This is a genomic window from Variovorax sp. AC194 (assembly GCF_979257995.1).
Genome location: NZ_OZ409823.1, coordinates 6,426,418 through 6,445,346, shown reverse-complemented (window position 1 = coordinate 6,445,346; position 18,929 = coordinate 6,426,418). Strand labels below are relative to the sequence as shown.

19 protein-coding genes are annotated in these 18,929 nt (G+C 68.4%); 6 read left to right on the top strand and 13 right to left on the bottom strand.

The window, feature by feature from the left end; translation table 11 throughout:
- Positions 1-126 precede the first annotated feature (126 nt).
- Complete coding sequence (locus ACZYRS_RS30405) at positions 127-1,311, top strand: Acg family FMN-binding oxidoreductase (RefSeq protein WP_463422185.1); 1,185 nt, start codon at positions 127-129, stop codon at positions 1,309-1,311.
- Positions 1,312-1,326: 15 nt separating this feature from the next.
- On the opposite strand, the gene ACZYRS_RS30400 is transcribed toward ACZYRS_RS30405, so the two are convergent.
- Both ACZYRS_RS30400 and ACZYRS_RS30395 read right to left on the bottom strand, forming a co-directional pair.
- Positions 1,327-1,845 carry a CinA family protein gene (locus ACZYRS_RS30400; RefSeq protein ID WP_198788307.1) on the bottom strand — a complete coding sequence of 173 codons (519 nt, stop codon included), beginning with the start codon at positions 1,843-1,845 and terminating at the stop codon, positions 1,327-1,329.
- A 7-nt stretch (positions 1,846-1,852) separates the two neighbouring features.
- Positions 1,853-2,380, bottom strand: a complete 528-nt coding sequence (locus ACZYRS_RS30395; protein ID WP_463422184.1) for a phosphatidylglycerophosphatase A family protein — start codon at positions 2,378-2,380, stop codon at positions 1,853-1,855.
- A gap of 179 nt (positions 2,381-2,559) precedes the next feature.
- On the opposite strand from ACZYRS_RS30395, the gene ACZYRS_RS30390 reads away from it, so the two are divergent.
- Positions 2,560-4,035 carry an MFS transporter gene (locus tag ACZYRS_RS30390; RefSeq protein WP_463422183.1) on the top strand — a complete coding sequence of 492 codons (1,476 nt, stop codon included), beginning with the start codon at positions 2,560-2,562 and terminating at the stop codon, positions 4,033-4,035.
- Positions 4,036-4,042: 7 nt separating this feature from the next.
- Here the strand turns inward: ACZYRS_RS30390 and ACZYRS_RS30385 are convergent, their stop codons facing one another.
- Together ACZYRS_RS30385 and ACZYRS_RS30380 are read right to left on the bottom strand one after the other, a co-directional pair.
- Positions 4,043-5,749, bottom strand: coding sequence for an FAD-dependent oxidoreductase (locus tag ACZYRS_RS30385; protein WP_463422182.1), 1,707 nt, complete (start codon positions 5,747-5,749; stop codon positions 4,043-4,045).
- Positions 5,750-5,786: 37 nt separating this feature from the next.
- Entirely contained in the window at positions 5,787-6,794 is a 1,008-nt protein-coding gene (locus tag ACZYRS_RS30380) for a Bug family tripartite tricarboxylate transporter substrate binding protein (RefSeq protein WP_463422181.1), read from the bottom strand.
- 102 nt (positions 6,795-6,896) lie between these two features.
- Here ACZYRS_RS30380 and ACZYRS_RS30375 point away from each other — a divergent pair, with 102 nt between their 5' ends.
- Both ACZYRS_RS30375 and ACZYRS_RS30370 read left to right on the top strand, forming a co-directional pair.
- Positions 6,897-7,805, top strand: coding sequence for a LysR family transcriptional regulator (locus ACZYRS_RS30375; protein ID WP_463422180.1), 909 nt, complete (start codon positions 6,897-6,899; stop codon positions 7,803-7,805).
- 37 nt (positions 7,806-7,842) lie between these two features.
- Positions 7,843-8,553: a DUF3053 domain-containing protein gene (locus ACZYRS_RS30370; protein WP_198788302.1), complete on the top strand. Its 711-nt coding sequence runs from the start codon at positions 7,843-7,845 to the stop codon at positions 8,551-8,553.
- On the opposite strand, the gene thiL is transcribed toward ACZYRS_RS30370, so the two are convergent.
- From thiL to ACZYRS_RS30330, 8 genes are all read right to left on the bottom strand, one after another.
- A complete protein-coding gene (thiL, locus tag ACZYRS_RS30365; RefSeq protein WP_463422179.1) occupies positions 8,554-9,513 on the bottom strand; it encodes a thiamine-phosphate kinase in 960 nt (319 codons plus the stop codon).
- A 22-nt stretch (positions 9,514-9,535) separates the two neighbouring features.
- Positions 9,536-10,033 carry a DUF4411 family protein gene (locus ACZYRS_RS30360; protein WP_463422178.1) on the bottom strand — a complete coding sequence of 166 codons (498 nt, stop codon included), beginning with the start codon at positions 10,031-10,033 and terminating at the stop codon, positions 9,536-9,538.
- Positions 10,030-11,169: a helix-turn-helix domain-containing protein gene (locus ACZYRS_RS30355; RefSeq protein WP_463422177.1), complete on the bottom strand. Its 1,140-nt coding sequence runs from the start codon at positions 11,167-11,169 to the stop codon at positions 10,030-10,032. The genes ACZYRS_RS30360 and ACZYRS_RS30355 overlap by 4 nt, the downstream gene beginning before the upstream one ends.
- Before the next feature lie 114 nt (positions 11,170-11,283).
- Complete coding sequence (locus ACZYRS_RS30350; RefSeq protein WP_463422176.1) at positions 11,284-12,498, bottom strand: YbdK family carboxylate-amine ligase; 1,215 nt, start codon at positions 12,496-12,498, stop codon at positions 11,284-11,286.
- Positions 12,495-13,766, bottom strand: a complete 1,272-nt coding sequence (locus ACZYRS_RS30345; protein ID WP_463422175.1) for a cation:proton antiporter — start codon at positions 13,764-13,766, stop codon at positions 12,495-12,497. Before ACZYRS_RS30345 ends, ACZYRS_RS30350 begins: the two co-directional genes overlap by 4 nt.
- Positions 13,763-15,745, bottom strand: a complete 1,983-nt coding sequence (locus ACZYRS_RS30340; protein WP_463422174.1) for a site-specific recombinase — start codon at positions 15,743-15,745, stop codon at positions 13,763-13,765. Before ACZYRS_RS30340 ends, ACZYRS_RS30345 begins: the two co-directional genes overlap by 4 nt.
- Positions 15,746-15,774: 29 nt before the next feature.
- Positions 15,775-16,170 carry a Co2+/Mg2+ efflux protein ApaG gene (apaG, locus tag ACZYRS_RS30335; protein WP_101490148.1) on the bottom strand — a complete coding sequence of 132 codons (396 nt, stop codon included), beginning with the start codon at positions 16,168-16,170 and terminating at the stop codon, positions 15,775-15,777.
- Positions 16,171-16,216: 46 nt separating this feature from the next.
- The gene (locus tag ACZYRS_RS30330; protein WP_463422173.1) at positions 16,217-16,693 is read right to left on the bottom strand and encodes a surface-adhesin E family protein; all 477 of its coding nucleotides are present in this window, start codon (positions 16,691-16,693) and stop codon (positions 16,217-16,219) included.
- A gap of 109 nt (positions 16,694-16,802) precedes the next feature.
- Here ACZYRS_RS30330 and rpe point away from each other — a divergent pair, with 109 nt between their 5' ends.
- Positions 16,803-17,495: a ribulose-phosphate 3-epimerase gene (gene rpe / locus ACZYRS_RS30325; RefSeq protein WP_463422172.1), complete on the top strand. Its 693-nt coding sequence runs from the start codon at positions 16,803-16,805 to the stop codon at positions 17,493-17,495.
- Here rpe and ACZYRS_RS30320 read toward each other — a convergent pair.
- On the bottom strand, positions 17,485-17,757 hold the full coding sequence (locus ACZYRS_RS30320; RefSeq protein WP_463422171.1) for a hypothetical protein: 273 nt from the start codon (positions 17,755-17,757) through the stop codon (positions 17,485-17,487). The two genes, rpe and ACZYRS_RS30320, sit on opposite strands and share 11 nt — an antisense overlap.
- Positions 17,758-17,910: 153 nt before the next feature.
- Here ACZYRS_RS30320 and ACZYRS_RS30315 point away from each other — a divergent pair, with 153 nt between their 5' ends.
- On the top strand, positions 17,911-18,918 hold the full coding sequence (locus ACZYRS_RS30315; RefSeq protein ID WP_463422170.1) for a succinylglutamate desuccinylase/aspartoacylase family protein: 1,008 nt from the start codon (positions 17,911-17,913) through the stop codon (positions 18,916-18,918).
- Positions 18,919-18,929: the final 11 nt, after the last annotated feature.

The following is an 18,929-nucleotide window of genomic DNA, read 5'->3' as shown; positions in this document are numbered from 1 at the left end:
AAATCATAGACGGCGCGGATGCGCCGGTCTGTTCGGTCTCGCGGTGCACCGCGAGCCAAACCGGCAGCGAAGGGATCAAAAGTTGACGCATTGTGAATTGAATGGCGCCTTTCGATAATGCCGGCAATGGATGAAAGAAGAAACTTTGTCCGGCTGCTGGGAGGCGGTGTTGTGGTGGCGGCAGGCGCGGTTGCTCTGGCAACCTGGTGGCTTCACTCCGACATTCCGGCGGCCGCGCTCGAGATATGGAACGGGCCCGGCAACGAGCCCGATCCGCGCAGGCGCGCCGTGGCCTATGCGGTCACCGCGCCCACTGCGTACAACTGCCAGCCGTGGCTGGTGGACCTGCGCGAGCCCGATGCCATCGTTCTCTACTGCGACCGCGAGCGGCTGCTGCCCGAGACCGACCCCTACGGACGGCAGGCCCTCATCGGCCACGGCGCCTTCATCGAACTCCTGGTGATGGCGCTCGCGCAGCAGGGCATCCTGGCCAGCGTGCAGCTGTGGCCGCAGGGCGAACTGCCGAGCGAGCCGCGGCAATGGCCGCACATTCCGGTGGCGCGGCTGCGGCTGTCGGGTGGCGGCGCGCCCGATCCGCTCTTCGCGCAGGTGCTCCGGCGCCGCACGCCGAAACAGCGTTTCGACATGGGCCGGCCGGTGTCGGCCGACATGCTGCAGGGGCTCACCGCCATCGCGCCCGCGGGCGGTGTGGTGCGGGCCGACGGCACGGTCGACATGCCCCGCGTGCGGGTGCTGCGCAAGCTCTGCGCGGCTGCCGCGCGCGTGGAGATCGTCACGCCCGGCACCGCGCTGGAAAACCTGCGGATGCTGCGCGTCGGGCCGCAGGAGATCCTGGAACACCGCGACGGCTTCTCGCGCAACGACCCGGCGCTGCGCCTGGCGATCGCGCTCGGGCAGTTCGACCGCAACGTGCCCGCGCCGGAAGACAGCGAGTCGTTCAAGGAGACCCTCCAGGTGTTCGAGGACCAGGCCCACACGGCCATGGGCTTCGTCTGGCTCAGCACGCGCGGCAACAGCCGCACCGACCAGGTCGCCGCGGGCCGTGCCTATGTGCGGCAACAACTGCGCGCTACCGAGCTCGGCGTGGGCCTGCATCCGATGAGTCAGCCGCTGGAGGAATTCGCCGAGATGGCGCCGCACCACGCGGCGGCGCACGACCTGCTGCTGGGCGCCGAACCCCCGCGCAATGCGCGCAGCCCGACGCTGCAGATGATGTGTCGCCTCGGCTATCCGATGGCGCCGGTGCAGGCCGCGCCGCGCCGTGCCATCGGTGATTTCATGATGGCCTGAAGGCCAGCGCCGGGCTCAGTCGCCCAGCAGTTCCACCAGCGTCTGCAGCGCGTAGTGCACCGTGGCCGCGCGCACCGTGGCGCGGTCGCCGTCGAAGCGGCGGCGCTCGGTGCGCAGCTGCCCGTCGACCGACCAGCCGAACCACACCGTGCCGACCGGCTTCTCGGGCGTGCCGCCCGTGGGGCCGGCGATGCCGGTCACCGCGATGGCCGCGCGCGACGGAGCCGAGCGCGCGATGGCGCCCACGGCCATGGCGCGCGCCACCGGCTCGCTGACCGCGCCGTGGGCATCGATCGATGCCGCATCGACGCCCAGCAGCTCGGTCTTGGCCGCGTTGGAGTACGTGATGAAGCCGCGCTCGAACCACGCGCTGGAGCCGGCCAGCTCGGTGCAGGCCGCGGCGATCAGGCCGCCGGTGCAGCTCTCGGCGGTGGAGAGCAGCCAGCCTTTTTTCAGCAGCCGCTGAGCCACCGCGGCGACCAGCGCGGGCGTGTCCTGCTCGGAGAGCGGCAACAGGGTCGAAGAAGAATCCATCAGGGGTTCACCATGCGCGCCAGAGCGCAATGACCAGCAGCGTGCAGAAGGCCGCCACGAGGTCGTCCAGGATGATGCCGAAGCCGGCGCGCCACCAGCGCACTTGGGTGGCGTTGCGCTGCTTGAACAGCGCATCGGCCCAAGCCACCGGGCCGGGCTTGGCGGCATCGAAGAAACGGAAGAGGCCGAAGGCGATCGCCTGCGCGATGAGCCCGGCCGGCGTGACCAGCCAGAGCACGATCCAGAAGGCGACGACCTCGTCCCACACGATGGCGCCGGGGTCGGCCAGGTTCATGTCGCGCGCCGTCACCGTGCAGGCCCACCAGCCGATGGGCAGCGACGCCAGGATGATCCAGCCGATGGTGGCCGGCGTGAACCACAGCTGCATCACCGCGAAGGCGACCCAGGCCCAGAGCGTGCCCACGGTGCCGGGCGCAAAACGCGGCAGGCCCGAGCCGAAGCCCAGCGCGATGGCGTGCGCGGGGTGCCCGAACAGAAAGCGCAGGTTGGGGCGGCGGATGGAAGGTTGCGGCATGGCGCCGGACAGTGGGGCGTGGGAGGAAGAAGGAGAAGCGGCTTGCATCAGGCCCGAAGTGTCGCGCATCCGGGCGCCGGACTCCTCGGGCGGTGGATTTTATTTATCAAAGCAATAACTTGTTTAATTGAGTGACGGCGCCTAGTATCCGGGCTCCTTTCCAGTCTTTCGGGTCCGCCATGCCGCCTGCCGCCGTTTCTTCCTCCTCCGCCGATCCTTCCACGCCTTCCCCGATCTCGCCACCGGCCACGGCCGGGTGGGGCGAACTCTTCACCGGCCGCAACGGCTGGCGCGCGCTGGCGCTCACCGGCGGCGTCGCGTTGCACGCGGTCAACGTGCACATCGTGACCACCGTGCTGCCTTCGGTGGTGCGCGAGATCGGCGGGCTCGATTGGTACGCATGGAGCACCACGCTCTTCGTGGTGGGCTCGATCCTCGGGGCGACGCTCTCGGTGCGCCTCCTCGCGATGCTCGGCCCGCGCGGCGCGTGCCTGGCGGCCTTGGCCGTGTTCACCGCCGGCTCGATGGGCTGCGCCCTCGCGCCGGCGATGCATTGGATGCTCGCCGGCCGCACGGTGCAGGGGCTGGGCGGCGGCATGCTCGCGGCGTTGAGCTATGCGCTGATCCAGCTGGTGTTCGCGCCACGCCTCTGGCCGCGCGCGGTGGCGTTGGTGTCGGGCATGTGGGGCGTCGCCACGCTGTGCGGGCCGGCGGTGGGCGGGCTGTTCGCGCAATCGGGGCACTGGCGTTGGGCCTTCTGGTTCCTGCTGCCGGTGGCCGCGGCGCAGGCGCTGCTGGTGGTGGTGCAGTTGCGGCCAGGCGCCGGCGTGCGGCATCTGCGGCCGGCGCGCATGCCGCGCATTCCGGCGCTGCAGATCGCGTTGCTCGCGGCCTCGGTGCTGGTGATCGCGGCGAGCGGGCTGCTGTCCGACCTCGCCTTGCAGGCGGTGGGCGTGGTGCTGGGCCTGGCCATCGGCGTCGTCGCCACGCGCGTCGATCGCCGCGCCACGGTGCGGCTCCTGCCGACCGGCGCCTACGCATCGAGCGCGCCGCTGGGCGCCATCTATGCGAGCGTCGCGCTGCTGCTGGTCGGCACCACCACCGAGATCTTCGTGCCGTACTTCCTGCAGTTGCTGCATGGCCATTCACCGCTCGCGGCGGGGTATCTGACGGCCGCGATGGCCGGCGGCTGGAGCGCGGGCTCGCTGCTGTCGTCGGGGCGCAGCGGCGCGGGCGCCGACCGCATGCTGCGCGCCGGCCCGGTGGCCTGCACGCTGGGGCTCGTGGCGCTCGCGCTGCTGCTGCCGTTCCCTGCTTACCTGGGCGCGGGCGTGGAGACCGTGTTGATCGCTGCGGCACTCGCCGTCGTCGGCCTGGGCGTGGGCATCGGCTGGCCGCATCTGGTGACGCGCGTGCTGTCGCTGGCGCCCAAGGGCGAAGAAGGGCTGGCCTCCGCCTCGATCACGACGATCCAGCTCTACGGCATGGCCGTGGGCGCGGCGGTGGCGGGGCTGGTGGCCAATGCGGCGGGGCTCACGCTGCCGGGCGGCGTCGAGGGTGCGCAGTCAGCCGCGGCGTGGCTGTTCGCGAGCTTTGCGCTCGCCCCTGCGCTGGCCGTGTGGCTGGCGTACCGCGTGGTCGCGGCACGGCGCTAGGCAACGCTCAGGCCGCGGCGACGCCTTCCCACGCGAGCGCCCGCTTGCGCTCGCGCACCCGCTTGGCATCGCCGCGCAGGATGGCCACCAGGTCGTACACCTCGAACGGCAGGTGCGCGCCGCGCCAGGCGACGTGCTGGTCCGAGCGGCACAGCACCAGGCGGTGGGCGTAGGCCTTGGGTACTTCGGCGGTCTCGATGTCCAGCACCGTGAGCGGCATGTTGTAGGTCTGCGCGGCGCGCTCCAGCGGCCGCACGTCCACGCTGCGGTCGAAGCGCAGCAGCGTGTAGCCCGGGCCGAACGCGTCGTAGAGCGATCGGCCGTCGGCCAGCCAGAAGTGCGGTGCGCGGCAGCCCGGCACGGTGGACGGCGTGAAGTCGCCCATCGAATAGGGCGGCGCCGTGTGCTCGCCGTCCGCGATGATGATCGGCGAGCCCGTGTAGAAGTAGCCGAAATTGAGCCCCGCGCAGCAGAACTGCTGCACGTTGAGCGCGTAGGCCTCGCTGCCGATGTCCGCGCGCAGCGCCTCGCCCTCGGGGCCGGGCGCCTCGATGTTCTGCGGCACGGCGCGGCGCGCGCGGATCATCTTCTGCGCATGGTCCATCGCGAAGTTCGACACCTGCTCGGTGATCGGCTGGCGCTCGGCCTCGTAGGCGTCCAGCATCGACTCGTCGCCCCAGCCCTGCACGCAGGCACCCAGCAGCCACGAGAGATTGAGCGCATCGGCGATGCCCGCGTTCATGCCGTAGCCCGCGTACGGCACCCACAGGTGCGCCGCATCGCCCGCGAGGAACACGCGGCCTTCGCGGAAGCGGTTGGCCACCAGACGCCGGCCGATCCAGTCTTCCTTGCTGATGACTTCATAAGTGAAGTCGGGCCCGACGCCCAGGATGTCGCGCAGCGCCTGGTCGCGGTCGACCGAATCGAACTCGGGCTCCTCGGCGTTCAGGTGGTTGTGCACCAGCCAGGTCTCGTGCCCGTCGATGGCGAACATCGTGCCGCAGCGGCGCGGGTTCATCGCGTAATACGACCACGCGGGCTTGCCGGGAATCATCGCGCGCAGTTGCGGCGCGCGGATGAAGGTGGACTGCACGCGCTGGATGACCGCCGTGCCTTCGAGCTTGGCGCCGATCTGCTTGCGTACCGCCGAGCTGCCGCCGTCGCAGCCCACCATGTAGCGGCAGCGGATGCTGCGCGTGACGCCGCCGTCCATCTCGGTGGCGATGGCGGTCACGCCGTCCTTGTCCTGCGTGAAGCCCGCGAACTGCGTGCGGTTGAGCAGCTGCACGCCCGGCAGCGCCGCCGTGTGCTTGAGCAGGATGGGCTCCAGGTAGATCTGGTTGATGCGGTGCGGCGGCTCGGGCGTGGGCCACCACGCGTCGGGGCCCTCGGTCTCGGTGTAGCGGTCGCGCCGGCACGGAATGGGAATGCGCGTGAGCTCGGCGCCCGTCACCGTGGTGCGGAACACCACGTCGTTGGGGTAGTCCGCGGGCAGGCCCGCATCGCGCAGCTTCTGCGCGACGCCCAGGCGCCGGAACTGCTCCATGGTGCGCGAGGCCACATGGTTGCATTTCACGTTCGGCGGCTCGGCGAAGCGGCGCGTCTCGCAGATGATCACCGAGACGCCGCGCGACGCCAGGTCCATGGCGAGCGTGAGGCCCACGGGGCCCGCGCCGACGATGAGAACGTCCGCCTTCAATGTCGTGTCGCTCATGGTGGGTTCTTGCCTGTTGTCTCTGTCTTCGGTTTTGTCAGTCGAGCCGGATGTTGGCGACCTGGATCACCTTGGCCCACTTCTTCGTTTCGCTGCGGATGTAGGCCTCGAAGGCCTCGGTCGAGCTCGGTGCGGGTTCCGCGCCGAGGTTGCGCATCGCGGCCTTGATCTGTTCGTCGCCCAGCGCGGCGTTGATCTCTGCATTGAGCCGCGCCACGATGGGTGCGGGCGTGCCGGCCGGCGCCACCACGCCGAACCAGCCTGTCGAGTCGTAGCCCGGCAGGCCCGCCTCGGCCACGGTGGGCACGTCGGGCAGCATCGGCACGCGCTGCGCGCTGGTCACCGCGAAGGCGATCAGCTTGCCGGCCTTGATCTGCTGCAGCGACGCGGGCAGATCGACGAGCGCCAGCTGCACCTGCCCCGCGAGCGCATCGAGCGCCGCCGGGCCCGAGCCGCGGTAGGGCACTTCGATGAGTTTCACGTCGGCCATCTGCGCGAAGAGCGCGGTCGACAGGTGCATCGCGGTGCCGTTGCCGCCATGGCCAATGGAGAGCGTGCCCGGCTTCGCCTTGGCCAGCGCAATCAGTTCGGGCAGCGTGCGCGCGGGCACCGAGGGATGCCCCACGATCACGAACGGCGTGGCGGCCACCATGCCGACCGGCTTGAAGTCTTTCACCGGGTCGAAGGGCATCTGCGCATAGAGGCTCACGTTGGCGGTGAGCGCGCCGGCTGCGCCCAGGCCGAGCGTGTAGCCGTCGGCCGGCGCCTTGGCCACCAGCGAGAGGCCCACGTTGCCGCCGGCACCGGGGCGGTTGTCCACCACCATCTGCTGCCCCAGATTCTCGTTGAGCCGGGGCACCAGCATGCGCACCACGGCGTCCGCGCTGCCGCCGGGCGGAAAGGTCACCACCATGCGGATCGGGTGGGTGGGGAAATCGGGGGTGGGCGCTTGCGCGAGGGCGGCGGTGCCGAAGAGGGTGCAGGCCGTGGCCAGCAACAATTGCCTGCGAAGCTTGGGCGCCTGGCGGGCGATCGGTGCTGTCATTCGGACTCCTTGATTGTTTCTTTTACTTGGTTTCGAGCGATTGAACGCTGCGGAAATTCATTCGTAAATCGAGAAATTTCGTATCAAATATCAGTTCTCCTTATGAATGAAAACTTCAGTCCTACGTTCAGCCCGACGATTCGCCAGCTGCGCGCGTTCCTCGCGGTGCACCAGCTGCGCAAGCTCAGCGCGGCCGCGCAACGGCTCTTCGTCACCCAGTCGGCGGTGAGCATGCTGATCCGCCAGCTCGAAGAGGGGCTGGGCACGCGCCTGTTCGACCGCACCACGCGCTCGCTCAAGCCGACCGCGGCGGCCGACGAAATGCTCGCCACCGCGGAGCGCATCCTGCGCGACGTCGATTCGCTCTCCATCGGTTTTCGCGAGCTGACCACGCTCGAGCGGGGGCGCGTTTCGCTGGCCATCACGCCCACGCTCGCCACCTTTCTCTTGCCCGCGGCGATCCGCAGCTTCAGCGAAGAGCACCCGAAAGTTCGCGTGATGGTCAACGACTGCGCGCCCGACCAGTTCATCTCGCGCATCCTGGGCGAGCACGTGGACTTCGGCATCGGCACCCCCGAGCGGCCCGGCGCCGAGGTCGAGGTGCAGCGGCTCATGCGCGACCACCTGGCGCTCGTGTGCCGAAACGACCATCCGCTGGCCAAGGCGCGCGTGGTGCGCTGGACCGACCTGGGCGGCCACCCCGTCATCACCGTGCGCCCCGGCTACGGCGTGCGCCCGCTGATCGACGGCACCGCGGCGGACGCGGGCGTGGCGCTGGACGTGGTGAACGAGGTGTCCTTTCTCTCCACGGCGCTCTGGATGACGGCCAGCGGCATGGGCGCATCGATCATGCCCTCGGCCTTCGCGCGCGATGCGAACGATCCGTCGCTGGTGATCAAGGTGCTCAGCGCGCCGCGCGTCTCGCGCGACATCTCGGTGGTCACCAAGCGCGGCCATTCGCTGTCGGTCGCGGCGCGCGCGCTGATCGATGCCATCAAGCGCTCTCTATAATTTTTAGATCCACACAAAACCGGGGAGGGCCCGTCCCATGAGAGCTTTCATTCAACGCATGGGCGCCCTGTCGCTCGTTTTGGCCTTCAGTCTCGCGCTCGCGGCCTGCGGCAACAAGGAGGCCGAGCAACGCACCGCCTTCATCGAGTTCCTGCAGACCCGCGTGCTCGACAAGCCCGGCCTTCGCGTGCCGTCGCCCAGCGAGGAGCAGAAGACATCGTTCGGCGACTACGCCAAGCACTACGCGGTGATCACCGATTTCAACGAAGGCATGAACAAGTCGGTGAGCCAGCCGATGGGCGACGTCATGGCCAAGGGCGCGCTGCGCTCCATCGGCGACCTGGCCACGCGCCGCGACGACCTGAAGGCCGCCAAGGAGGGCCTGGCGGGCCTGCGCACCGCGCTCGACCAGCAGCTGGCCAAGGCCGATGCCGCACGCGCGCAGTTGAAGCAACCCGATGACCTGAAGCAGGTCTACGACAAGGCCTACGAGAAGACCGTCTCGGCGCCGGCCGCCACCTTCAAGGAGGTGTTCCCCGCGCTGGACACCACGTTCGACGGCGCGCTGGCCGTGGGCGATTTCCTGCAGCAGAACAAGTCGAAGATCCAGATTTCGGGCGCCTCGGTCACCGTGACCGATCCGGCCGTGCAGGCCGAGCTCAACAAGATGCTGCAGAACCTCAATGGGCAGTCGGCAGCGATCAATGCGGCCCAGCGCAAGATGCAGGCGATGGTGCGCGGGAGCTGATCAGACGAAGTGGTCGAACGAGCCGAAGCGCTGCGCCACCGGCGCGCCGCCCGCGTCCACGATGCGCAGGCCCGCATCGGCCTCGATGCGGCCGATGCGCGTCACGCGCGTGGCGCTGTCCTTGCCGGCCTGCTCGACCGCCGCGCGCGCCGAGGGCGGCGCGGTGAACACGAGCTCGTAATCGTCACCGCCTGAGAGCGCGCAGGTGCGCAGCATCTCGGTGCCCAGGCCCGCTGTGCCCGCCGCCGCAACCGTGCCGACGGCCGCATCCACATCGAGCGTTGCACCCACTTGGCTCGATCCGAGGATGTGGCCCAGGTCGCCCACCAGCCCATCGCTCACATCCACCGCCGACGAGGCGATGCCGCGCAATGCCTGCCCCAGCGCCACGCGCGGCGTGGGTTGCTCCATGCGCATGCGGGCCTGTGCGAACGCGTCAGCAGGCAACGCGACCGTGCCGCGGAACACCTCGAGCGCCAGCCGCGCATCGCCCAGCGTGCCGCTGACCCAGATGTCGTCGCCGGCCCGCGCGCCCGAGCGCAGCAGCGCCGCGCCGGCAGGCACTTCGCCGAAGACCGTGATGCAGATGTTGAGCGGGCCTCGCGTGGTGTCGCCGCCCACGAGTTCGCAGCCGTGTCCGTCCGCGAGCGCGAAGAGACCGCGCGAGAAGCCTTCGAGCCAGTGCTCGTCGATGCCCGGCAACGCGAGCGCGAGCGTGAAGGCCAATGGCCTGGCGCCGCAGGCCGCGAGGTCGCTGAGGTTCACCGCCAGCGCCTTGTGGCCCAGCCGCGCGGGTTCGACGGTCGAGAGAAAGTGCCGCCCCTCGACCAGCATGTCGGAGGACACCGCCAGCTGCATGCCCGGCGCGGGCGCAAGCAATGCGCAGTCGTCGCCCACGCCCAGCGGGGAGCGCTTGGCGGGGCGTTTGAAGTAGCGTGTGATCAGGTCGAATTCACCCATGGGGGCTGTGCTGAGCTAAGGGTCAGTCCGCGAGGATGAAGCGGGCATCTAGGCGATCCAACATGTCGAAAGTATTGATGCACTCGACACCGTAATGTGCGCAGACATTAGGAATCAAAAACTTCCGACGGTCGTTTGCATTCAGTCGCTCATGCGTAACCACTGTATGACCTGTGACGCGAGCCTTGGCAATCAGCCAGGGATCTGCACCGCCAAGAAACTCTTCGAGTGCTCCAACCTTCATGATTGCTGCCTGACCTGCAATATGTGCCGCAATCTCTGCAAACGCGCTTTGTGTCGCTTCATCGGATTCCGGTAAGAACAGGTTGGCTTGTGTTGTCACCCATTGCGCGAGTTCATCATTGCCGCGTCGCAACTCTGTGCTGACGCTTTCCACGCTTGCCAGTCTTCCCGCTTCTTTCGTTCGAGTCAGCCAAGTCCAATAACCTGGACAGAAACGCATTTGGTAGTAGCGATTCTTCGCCTCGATAAGAGTGTTTGAATCAAGGAGATAACTCATACGCCGATCTGATCCGCAAATTCTCGAATCTTGTTTGGCTGCACTCCTAGCAGGCGGCCTGCTTCTCGGAGAAGCAAGCGGCCACTGAGCGCTTCACTTACGACGGCTTGTGCGAACCGAGTGCTGTTTTTTGCACCTGCAGTGCGATAAAAATTCCCGCCACTACTCTCTTGATTTCTAAATGCTGCGAGGACTGCCAGATAGTGATTGTTGTACGTTGCTTGATCTACCAAGCCTAGATCGAATGCGCGGCGCATGATGACTAGGCGACTGACGTGAAACCGCCGAGCCAACTCTGCCACTCGTAGATCCAGCTCTACAGGGCCTCTTTGCCAGTGCGGTAGAAATATCTCTTGCGGAACAAGAAACTCTCCAGCTACCGCATTGCAGAAAGCTTCCTCACGGCGGCTGTTACCGGGGACGCCGCTCGAAACACCACTGGTGCCGATCCAAATGTGCGCCAGTTCGTGCATCAGCGTGAATAGTCTCGCTGCGGGCGCGTCTGCCGAATTGATGAAGACTACGGGCGCTAAAGGGTCGCTGATTGCGAATCCTCGGAACTCGCTGACGTCGAGCTTGCGACGGGTATTGTTTCCCACGATGCCGCTGCGCATTACCAAGATGCCAGCGTGTTCTGCGGCTTCTATGAGTTCTCGGAAATAGACTTCCCAAGTCCTCTGACCTTGCTCGACGGTCACGTTCAAAGTGTTTCTGATGTCCGCTGCGACTTCGACCACAGGCGAATCCAATCTGAAGCGACCAACAAACAGCAGCGGTTTGAGGCCGTGATCCTTCTGGTAGTCGAGATACCACTCGAGCCGCTGCAGTGCGATGCGTACCGTATCCAGCAGATCAATACTGGGCCGCGGTACCGGAGCTCCGCCTACCGTTCGCAGATCGGGTAACGGAAGAGGCTCAGCAGGCGGCTCCTGAAGAAACAGGTAACCAAAAGGAGCGTGATAAACATGCGCGAGATTCTGAGCTTGGCGGAAGGTAGGGCGACTCTCCCCTTTTTCCCAAGACTCTAGCTGTGTTGGCTTAACGTTGGCACTTAGCGCAGCGTCTTCGAGATCAAGACCTGCGCGTTCCCGTGCCCAACGCAGAAGCGTCGGGTTGATGAGTGCTTGGGTCGCCATGGGCTAAGGATAAGGGATGCCGTCCGCAGAATGGTCACGAGTGCCATCCGAATCTACAGGTCATGCCGCCGTCTCATGGAGCGCAGTGGCTCCCGCTCCCCTTGGATCCTCCGCTCAGGCCGCCCCGCGGAACCTCAGCGCCGCCTGCCGCACCACCTCCGCCAGCAACCGCTCCTTGCCCTGCTTCTCCCGCAGCCATCGCGCGTCGTTGCGGTTGGCCTCCACGCTGGTGCGCAGCTCGCCCAACGCCTGCGTGGCGTTGAGCGCCTCGCTGTGCCATTCGAGCTGGGTCATCGTCATGAGGATGTGCTCGCGCAGCGGCATGTGCTGGCCGCTGGCCGGGTCGACATACACCGCATCGAGCCCGAAGCGGCAGGCCTGGAAGCGGTTGTAGGTGTAGACGAGGTAGTCGTCCTCCGTCGGCTCGAAGGGCTGCTCCTGCAGGAACCAGGCGGCCAGCGACTGCACATAGCCCGCGAGCGCGGCGGCGCGCTCCACCGTGAGGGGCGTGTCGAACACGCGGATCTCGATGGTGCCGAATTCGGGCTTGGGACGGATGTCCCAGTAGAAGTCCTTCATGCTGCGCACGACGCCGGTGCGGGTCATGCGCTCGAAATACGCCTCGAATTCCTTCCAGCTCAGCGTGAACGGCGCGCGGCCCGAGAGCGGGAACGCGAACACCGAGTTCAGGCGCGCCGAGTCGAACTGCGTGTCTTGCCCCTGCACGAACGGCGAGGAGGCCGACAGCGCGATGAAGTGCGGGATGTAGCGCGACATGCGGTGCAGCATCAGCAAGGCCGCGTCCGCATCGGGGCAGCCGATGTGCACGTGCTGGCCGAAGATGGTGAACTGCTTGGAGAGGTAGCCGTACAGCTCCGAGAGCTCGCGAAAGCGCGGCTTGTCGTAGATGCGCCGCTCGTGCCATTGCTGGAACGCATGCGTGCCGCCGCCGACCACCGCGATGTTGAGCTTGTCGGCGTTCCTGATGAGCGCCTCGCGGATCGGCGAGAGCTGCTTGATCACGTCGGCCGCCGAGTGGCAGATGTCGGTGGAGATCTCGATCATGCTCGAGGTCATCTCGGGCACCACGCTGCCCGGCAGCGGCGTCTGCGCCATCAGGCGCAGCATGTCCTCGGCGTAGGGCGCCAGGTCGTAGTCGTGCGTGTTCACGAGCTGCAGCTCCAGCTCCACGCCGAGCGACAGCGCCTCGGACTTGTTGAACGGCTCGAGCTTGACCGCGCGGCTTTCGGGGTCGCTGGGCAACGGGGCCGAGCGCACGTCGTCGCTGTCGGGATCGATGGTGGTGGTGTTGGGGAGGGCGGTGCTCATCGCTGCGTGTCCTCGGTGGTGCTGAAGGCCTGGGGCGCCCAGGGCACCGAACTCTCGCCGACCGCATGGATGGCCACGGTGGCGAGCACGGCGCCCACCACCTCCATCAAGAGGATCGAGGGCAGGGCCACCTGCGTGATCATGGTGCCCAGCAGCGGCGACGCTGTGGCGAAATTCGATGCGATCAGGAGGGCGATCGACGACAGCGGCGACATCGCGCAGCCGACCCAGAAGGCCTGCTTCCAGCTCGCGCCGCTGCCGGGGTTGGCGATGGCCACGCCCGAGATCTTGGCGACCATGCGCACGCCGATCACGGCCAGCACCACGCTGGCCACCGGCAAGGTCCAGTCGGCCTGCGCCGCCACGATGGACACCAGCACGAACATCAGCATGGTGAGCAGCGAGGCCGCCGTGCCCAGCTGCCGCTGCCAGGCCCAGGGCTTGGGGTTGAGGGTTTTGAGCAGCACGCCGCCGATCAGCGCCGCGAGCGGCGCCGAGCCGCCGATGTGCGCGGTGAGCGCCGCGCCGGCCGCGATGATCGCCAAGAGCAGGATCGAGGTGTTCTCGCTCGTCGGGCTCATCACCCGCAGCGCGGTGCGAAGGGCCAGCGCCATGATCGCGCCGACCACGAACGACAGGCCCAGCACCACCGCGACCGGGTAGAGCTTTTGCAGCATGGTCTGCGGCGCGCGTTCGATGAGGCCGGCCTGCGCATAGCCGAGCGCGAGCGCATAGAAGGTGTTGAGCGTGGCCAGCGTCATCGCGCGCTCGGTGACGGGGCCCGCGGCGCGGGTGTCGATGATCACGCGGCTGAGCACGGCCGGCGAGGCGACGATGGCCATCAGCGCGATCGGGTTGGCCACCGGCTCGGGCAGGCCCAGCAGCGTGAGCACCCAGTACACGCCGAAGTAGGTGAGCGTGGCTTCCAGCAGGCTCTGCACCAGCACCATCGGGTTGTGGCGGAACCAGCGCAGCGGCAGCCGGCCGCCCGCCTCGAACAGCACCACGGCCACGCCCAGCTCCAGCAGGAAGAGGCTGATGCCGCGCAGCGGCCAGATCGCGCCCTCGAAGCCGGCAAAGCCGACGACCGCGCCGACCAGCGAATAGCCGATCACCTTGGGCAGCCCCAGGTAGCGTTGCACCAGGTGGCCGGAGGCGGCGGCCGCTGCCAGCAGCAGCGACCACAGCACGGTGGGCAGGCCGGCCGAGGGGCGCACCCATTCGGACCAGAAGCCCAGCAGATCGTTGATGAAGCTCGTCAAATTCATGCAGGTAAGAAGAAGCTCACAGGCCGGCTGCGCCAGCGCGCCCAGATGGCGCCGCGGATGCGGGCGCGGTCACCGGGGCTCACGCTGTGCGCACGCAGCGCGAGACGGAAAGCGAAATAGAAACTCACGCTCACATTGAGCGCGCCGATCACCGGAATCGCCGCCACCGCCCACCAGAGGGCGGGCTGCTGCAGCACCGACAGGCCCGTGGAAGCCGCGGCCGCGGCGATCTGCCCGGCCGAGAGTGTCACGTGGCGCACATCCAGCCCGAGCCCGAAGAAACCCGCGAACGCGGGCAGGAGGCCCAGCATGAGTCCCAGCGAGATGTTGGAGGCGAAGCCTGAGATGTGTGTGCGCATGAAGGTGGCCCAGCGGCGAGCCCGGGCGGCACCCAGAAAGGCGCCGATGCGTGGGTTGTAACGCATGGCGGAGTCCAGGCGATGCAGGACAAAGGCGTTTTCTGTCCAACCGGCGACGATGCTGGCCGAAAACAGCAGGATGCCGGTGATTGCCGCGAAAAGGGCGGTCGGGCCGGCGAGCGAGAGCGAATTCAGCGTGGCCGCCGCGTGCGCCGCGTCCAGCAGCGGCCGCCCGAGCGCGTACTGCACGAGGAGCGCGAGCGCGACCATCGCCGGTACCACCACCAGCACGTTGCCCAACACCGCGGCCACCTGCGAGCGCACGAGATTGGCCACCTCGTCGACGAAATCGTCCACCGCCCCGTCCGCCTTGATGTCGCGCAGCCGCGCCGCGAGCGCCGGCGCCGTCATCGCGGGCTGCTTGGTGGCGAGCGTGAGGTGCAGCAGCTGGATCGCGACGAAGCTCGCCGCATACATCAGGCCCGAGGCCAGGCCCGCCCAGAAGGCCGACAGCGCCAGCGCGTAGATGCCGAACTTCAGGAGCACCGTCAGCGCCGTGAACGCGCCGCCGCCCGCGGCCTTCTTCACCATCTGCAGGTAGCTCGCGCGGTCGCGGGTGATGTAGTGCTCGCCGGTCTCGGCGCTGCGCTCGGTCACCTTGGCCGCGAGCATCGAGGAGTTCGAGGCGACCAGCGCGCGGATGCTGTTGCGCTCGCCGCCCGCGAGCACCAGCTTGCCGACGAGCCGCGCCACGCTGGGCGCGGGCACGGGCGACATCAGGCAGTCGAGCAGTTCGCGGATGCGCAGCACGCGCTCGCGCAACTGGCGCAGCCGGAACACCAGGCCCACCGAGATGCCGTTGTCCTCCAGGTGCGTGTAGACCGACGAGGCGCTGGCGCGGCAGGCATCGAGCCGGTCGCGAAAGGCCACGAAGGCGGCCTGCAAAGCCTCTTCGCTTTCCGCGCCCGCGGGCTGCTCGAACATCTGCTCGCGCAGTTCGTCGAGGTCGGCCATCAACGCGTGGAAAGGGCGCGCTTCGTGGTGCTCCGCGCTGATGCGCAGGCGCAGCTCGGGCGAGAAACCGGCCGCCACCACCTGGCTGCCGCAGTAGGTGACCGCGTCCATCACGGTGTGGCGCCAGCGCGGCGAGCCGTCGGCGTCCACCGTCGCATCGGCCAGCAGCGTGCCGATGCGGGCGAGCTGGGCTTCGTCGAGCAGCGCGATCCAGCCCGCATCGAACACGCCGGGCAGCACCATGCGGAACAGGTCCGACGCATCGGTGGTCTCGGGCGTGCCGGGCAGGATCTTGCGGCGCAGGCGCTCGCTCAGTTCGCTCACGAACGCGGTGCGCGGCGCGAAGCCGTAGTCGGCCAGCAGCGTGGTGAGGTCCACCGACTGCGTGAACGCGCGCCACCAGGCGCGCATGCGCTCGCGCAGCTCGGGGCGCGCCTCGACGGCGTCCAGCAGCAAGGAAACGCGGCCGATCGCCGCCTGGGGCGAGGCGCGGTCGCCGCGCAGCCAGTCGAAGAGGTTGATGAGCCAGATGTGGCGCTGCGCCACATCGGCCGTGGGGTCGAGGCCGGCAAGCAGCCCCTGCAAGTCGCGCGATGCGGCAGCCATGGGGAGCGGGGGAGAGGAAAGGGGCGTGCCTAGTGCAGCACGCGAGAGACCGGGGCGCCCCCGATGTCGGCTTCGAGCACGAACATCGGCACGGGCACGTCGAAGCGCTCCCCTTCCTCGGTCACCACGAAGAAGCTGCCATGCATCGTGCCGCTCGCGGCCTGCAGCCGGCAGCCGCTCGTGTAGCGGAACGATTCGCCGGGCGCCAGCAGCGGCTGCTGTCCGATCACGCCCAGTCCCTTGACCTCCTGCGGATGGCCCGACGCATCGTTGATGAGCCAGTGGCGCGCAATCAGCTGCGCCCCCACCGTGCCCACGTTGGTGATGGTGATCGTGTAGGAGAAGGTGTAGACGTTGTCCTTCGGGGAGGACTGGTCGGCCAGGTAGCGCGGCTCGACCTGGACGCTGAAGGGGCTGTGTGACATGGGGCGGATGGTAACTGGCGGGCTTCGGGCCGCCGGGAGATGACGCTTACTTGCCGGGCTGGGCCGGGGACCGGGCCTGGGCCAGTTGCCCGCAGATCGCCTGCGCCAGCGCATCGCCCTGCGTCCCCGGCTCGATGGGCTTCATGGCAGCGGCGGCTTCCGCATGCGTGCGGACCATTTCACCCACCACGGCGCCGCGGCCCTGGGCGCTTTCGTACTTGGTGATCTTCTGATCCGCCACCGTCCGGCGCTCGCAGTCGAAGCGGGTGTAGCGCACATCCGAGAGGTAGGGCTTGCCGTCGAAGCGCTTGGCCCGGGTGTCGTCGAACATGATCTTCGCGTAGACCGCACCCTCCTTGGCGGCGACGCTGGCCGGCTCGAAGAACGTCCCGGCCTTGGGGTTCCCAGCCGTCTTCCATTCCTGGGCCGCGGCGGGCGTGGCGACAACCGCGCAGGCCATCCCGAGGAGGGCGAGAGGGGCGAGGCCGGCGGCGCGCCGTTGTGAAGTCGCGAGGGTGGTCATTCGATGCCATGAGAAAGCCGGCGCCGGGTGGCGCGCGATGCCCGAATGTATCGGCAGGCAGGAAACCCCCAAAGGCTGGAAGCGCGGCACCGGAGCGACAATCGCAGGCATGAGCACCCCGTTCCGCATCGCCCCCTCCATCCTCTCCGCAGACTTCGCCCACCTCGGCCAGGAACTGACCGACGTGATCGCCGCCGGCGCCGACTGGATCCACTTCGACGTGATGGACAACCATTACGTGCCGAACCTGACCTTCGGCCCGATGATCTGCCAGGCGCTCAAGCCCTACGCCAAGACGGCCGACGGCACGCCGGTGCCGATCGACGTGCACCTCATGATCCACCCGGTCGACGCGCTGGCCGCCTCCTTCGCGCAAGCGGGCGCAGACTACATCAGCTTCCACCCCGACGCATCGCCCCACGTGCACCGCAGCATCCAGGCCATCAAGGCCGCGGGCTGCAAGGCGGGGCTGGTATTCAACCCGGGGCTGGGGCTCGAAGCCCTGGACTGGGCGATCGACGACATCGACCTCATCCTCATCATGAGCGTGAACCCCGGCTTCGGCGGCCAGAGCTTCATCGATTCGGCCCTGCGCAAGATCGAACTTGCGCGCAAGCGCATCGAGCAGAGCGGGCGCGACATCCGCCTGGAAGTGGACGGCGGCATCAAGGTGGACAACATCGCGCGCGTGGCCTCGGCCGGCGCCGACACCTTCGTGGCCGGCAGCGCGATCTTCAACGCCAAGGACTACGGCGCGGTGATCGGCGACATGCGCCAGCAGTTGGCCGGCGTCAGCGCTTGACCTTGTCGTTGTAGACGCGGTCGGTCACCGGGCCGCGGTCGGTGTCGACCACGCCGCGCTCCACGTCTTCGTGTGCCTGGCGGCCCACCTCGGGCGGATTCCCGTCCTGGGTTTCCTGGCTGTCCGACGACTGGTCGCGCTCGTGCGGCAGGCGCGGCGCCGATTCGCCGCCCTGCTCGACCTTGGTCTTGCCGCCGCCCGCGTCCTTCGTTGCGTCCTTCGGGTCGGTGGGCGGGGTCTTGGTGGTCTTGGCTTGGGTCATGCAATGGCTCCTTCGTGGCGTTGGGCTCAGCCTGCGCCGAAGGGGCCGCCCCCGCGGTAGGACATGCAAGGCAGGCCCTGTAGGTGGCCGCTCGGCGCTATGAAAGCCATAGCGGCTTTGCCTCCGGCGAGGGCCCTCCGCAATAATCCCCGCATGTCTTCCGATCCTTTTGCCGGCGTGGCGACCGACAGCCTGCGCATCCACACCTTCGCCTCGCTGCAACCCGGTCCGCGCCTGCTCGTGGTCGGCGGCGTGCACGGCGACGAGACCTGCGGCACCGCGGGCATCGCGCGCATCCTGGCCGAGTTCGATGCCGGCACGCTGCAGCTGCAGCGCGGCGAGCTCACGGTGGTGCCGGTGGCCAATCCGCTCGCGCGCCGGCGCCTGCAGCGCGAGGGCGAGCGCAACCTCAACCGCCTGTTCCGGCCGACCGAGGCGCCCGCCGACTACGAAGCCCGCATCACCAACCGCCTGGCGCCGGTCATCGCGCGCCACGAGGTGCTGCTGGACCTGCACTCCTTCCAGAGCGAGGGCGAGGCCTTCGCGATGATCGGCCCGCGCGACAACGCCGGCACGCTGGAGCCCTTCGCGCGTTCGTACGAAGAGGGCCAGCTCGCGCTGCACATCGGCACGCCCATCGTGGTGGAAGGCTGGCTCGACATCTATGCCGCGGGCCTCGCGCAGCGCGCGGGCGGTGCGGGCGGCGCGCCGGTCGACGAGGCCGCGCTCGACTTCGGCCGCGGCACCAACGAATACATCCGCAGCTGCGGCGGCTACGGCGTCACGCTCGAATGCGGCCAGCACCAGGACCCCGAGGCGCCCGAGGTGGCCTGGCGCGCCATCCGCCGCACGCTCGCGCTGCTGGGCATGGCGCCGCTGCCGGCGGGCCTGGCGGCCGCATCGGCGCAGCCCAGGCTGCTGCGCCTGGCCAGCGTCACCGACCGCCTGCATGAAGAAGACAGCTTCGTGCGCGACTGGGCCACCTTCGACGAGGTGCGGCGCGGCGAGCCGATCGGCATGCGCCACGACGGCACGCTGCTGCGCGCGCCCGAGGACGGCTTCATCGTGTTCCCCAATGCGCTCGCGCTGCCGGGCGCCGAGTGGTTCTACTTCGCCCGCCCGAGCGAACGCGTGCTCGGGCCGGTGGCCGGCACGGCCTGACGCCGCGTTCC

What these genes read in the sequence shown, in the direction of transcription:
- ACZYRS_RS30405 (WP_463422185.1), top strand. Translation starts at nt 127, where the DNA reads ATGGATGAAAGAAGAAACTTTGTCCGGCTGCTGGGAGGCGGTGTTGTG.
- ACZYRS_RS30400 (WP_198788307.1), bottom strand. Translation starts at nt 1,845, where the DNA reads ATGGATTCTTCTTCGACCCTGTTGCCGCTCTCCGAGCAGGACACGCCC.
- ACZYRS_RS30395 (WP_463422184.1), bottom strand. Translation starts at nt 2,380, where the DNA reads ATGCCGCAACCTTCCATCCGCCGCCCCAACCTGCGCTTTCTGTTCGGG.
- ACZYRS_RS30390 (WP_463422183.1), top strand. Translation starts at nt 2,560, where the DNA reads ATGCCGCCTGCCGCCGTTTCTTCCTCCTCCGCCGATCCTTCCACGCCT.
- ACZYRS_RS30385 (WP_463422182.1), bottom strand. Translation starts at nt 5,749, where the DNA reads ATGAGCGACACGACATTGAAGGCGGACGTTCTCATCGTCGGCGCGGGC.
- ACZYRS_RS30380 (WP_463422181.1), bottom strand. Translation starts at nt 6,794, where the DNA reads ATGACAGCACCGATCGCCCGCCAGGCGCCCAAGCTTCGCAGGCAATTG.
- ACZYRS_RS30375 (WP_463422180.1), top strand. Translation starts at nt 6,897, where the DNA reads ATGAATGAAAACTTCAGTCCTACGTTCAGCCCGACGATTCGCCAGCTG.
- ACZYRS_RS30370 (WP_198788302.1), top strand. Translation starts at nt 7,843, where the DNA reads ATGAGAGCTTTCATTCAACGCATGGGCGCCCTGTCGCTCGTTTTGGCC.
- thiL (WP_463422179.1), bottom strand. Translation starts at nt 9,513, where the DNA reads ATGGGTGAATTCGACCTGATCACACGCTACTTCAAACGCCCCGCCAAG.
- ACZYRS_RS30360 (WP_463422178.1), bottom strand. Translation starts at nt 10,033, where the DNA reads ATGAGTTATCTCCTTGATTCAAACACTCTTATCGAGGCGAAGAATCGC.
- ACZYRS_RS30355 (WP_463422177.1), bottom strand. Translation starts at nt 11,169, where the DNA reads ATGGCGACCCAAGCACTCATCAACCCGACGCTTCTGCGTTGGGCACGG.
- ACZYRS_RS30350 (WP_463422176.1), bottom strand. Translation starts at nt 12,498, where the DNA reads ATGAGCACCGCCCTCCCCAACACCACCACCATCGATCCCGACAGCGAC.
- ACZYRS_RS30345 (WP_463422175.1), bottom strand. Translation starts at nt 13,766, where the DNA reads ATGAATTTGACGAGCTTCATCAACGATCTGCTGGGCTTCTGGTCCGAA.
- ACZYRS_RS30340 (WP_463422174.1), bottom strand. Translation starts at nt 15,745, where the DNA reads ATGGCTGCCGCATCGCGCGACTTGCAGGGGCTGCTTGCCGGCCTCGAC.
- apaG (WP_101490148.1), bottom strand. Translation starts at nt 16,170, where the DNA reads ATGTCACACAGCCCCTTCAGCGTCCAGGTCGAGCCGCGCTACCTGGCC.
- ACZYRS_RS30330 (WP_463422173.1), bottom strand. Translation starts at nt 16,693, where the DNA reads ATGACCACCCTCGCGACTTCACAACGGCGCGCCGCCGGCCTCGCCCCT.
- rpe (WP_463422172.1), top strand. Translation starts at nt 16,803, where the DNA reads ATGAGCACCCCGTTCCGCATCGCCCCCTCCATCCTCTCCGCAGACTTC.
- ACZYRS_RS30320 (WP_463422171.1), bottom strand. Translation starts at nt 17,757, where the DNA reads ATGACCCAAGCCAAGACCACCAAGACCCCGCCCACCGACCCGAAGGAC.
- ACZYRS_RS30315 (WP_463422170.1), top strand. Translation starts at nt 17,911, where the DNA reads ATGTCTTCCGATCCTTTTGCCGGCGTGGCGACCGACAGCCTGCGCATC.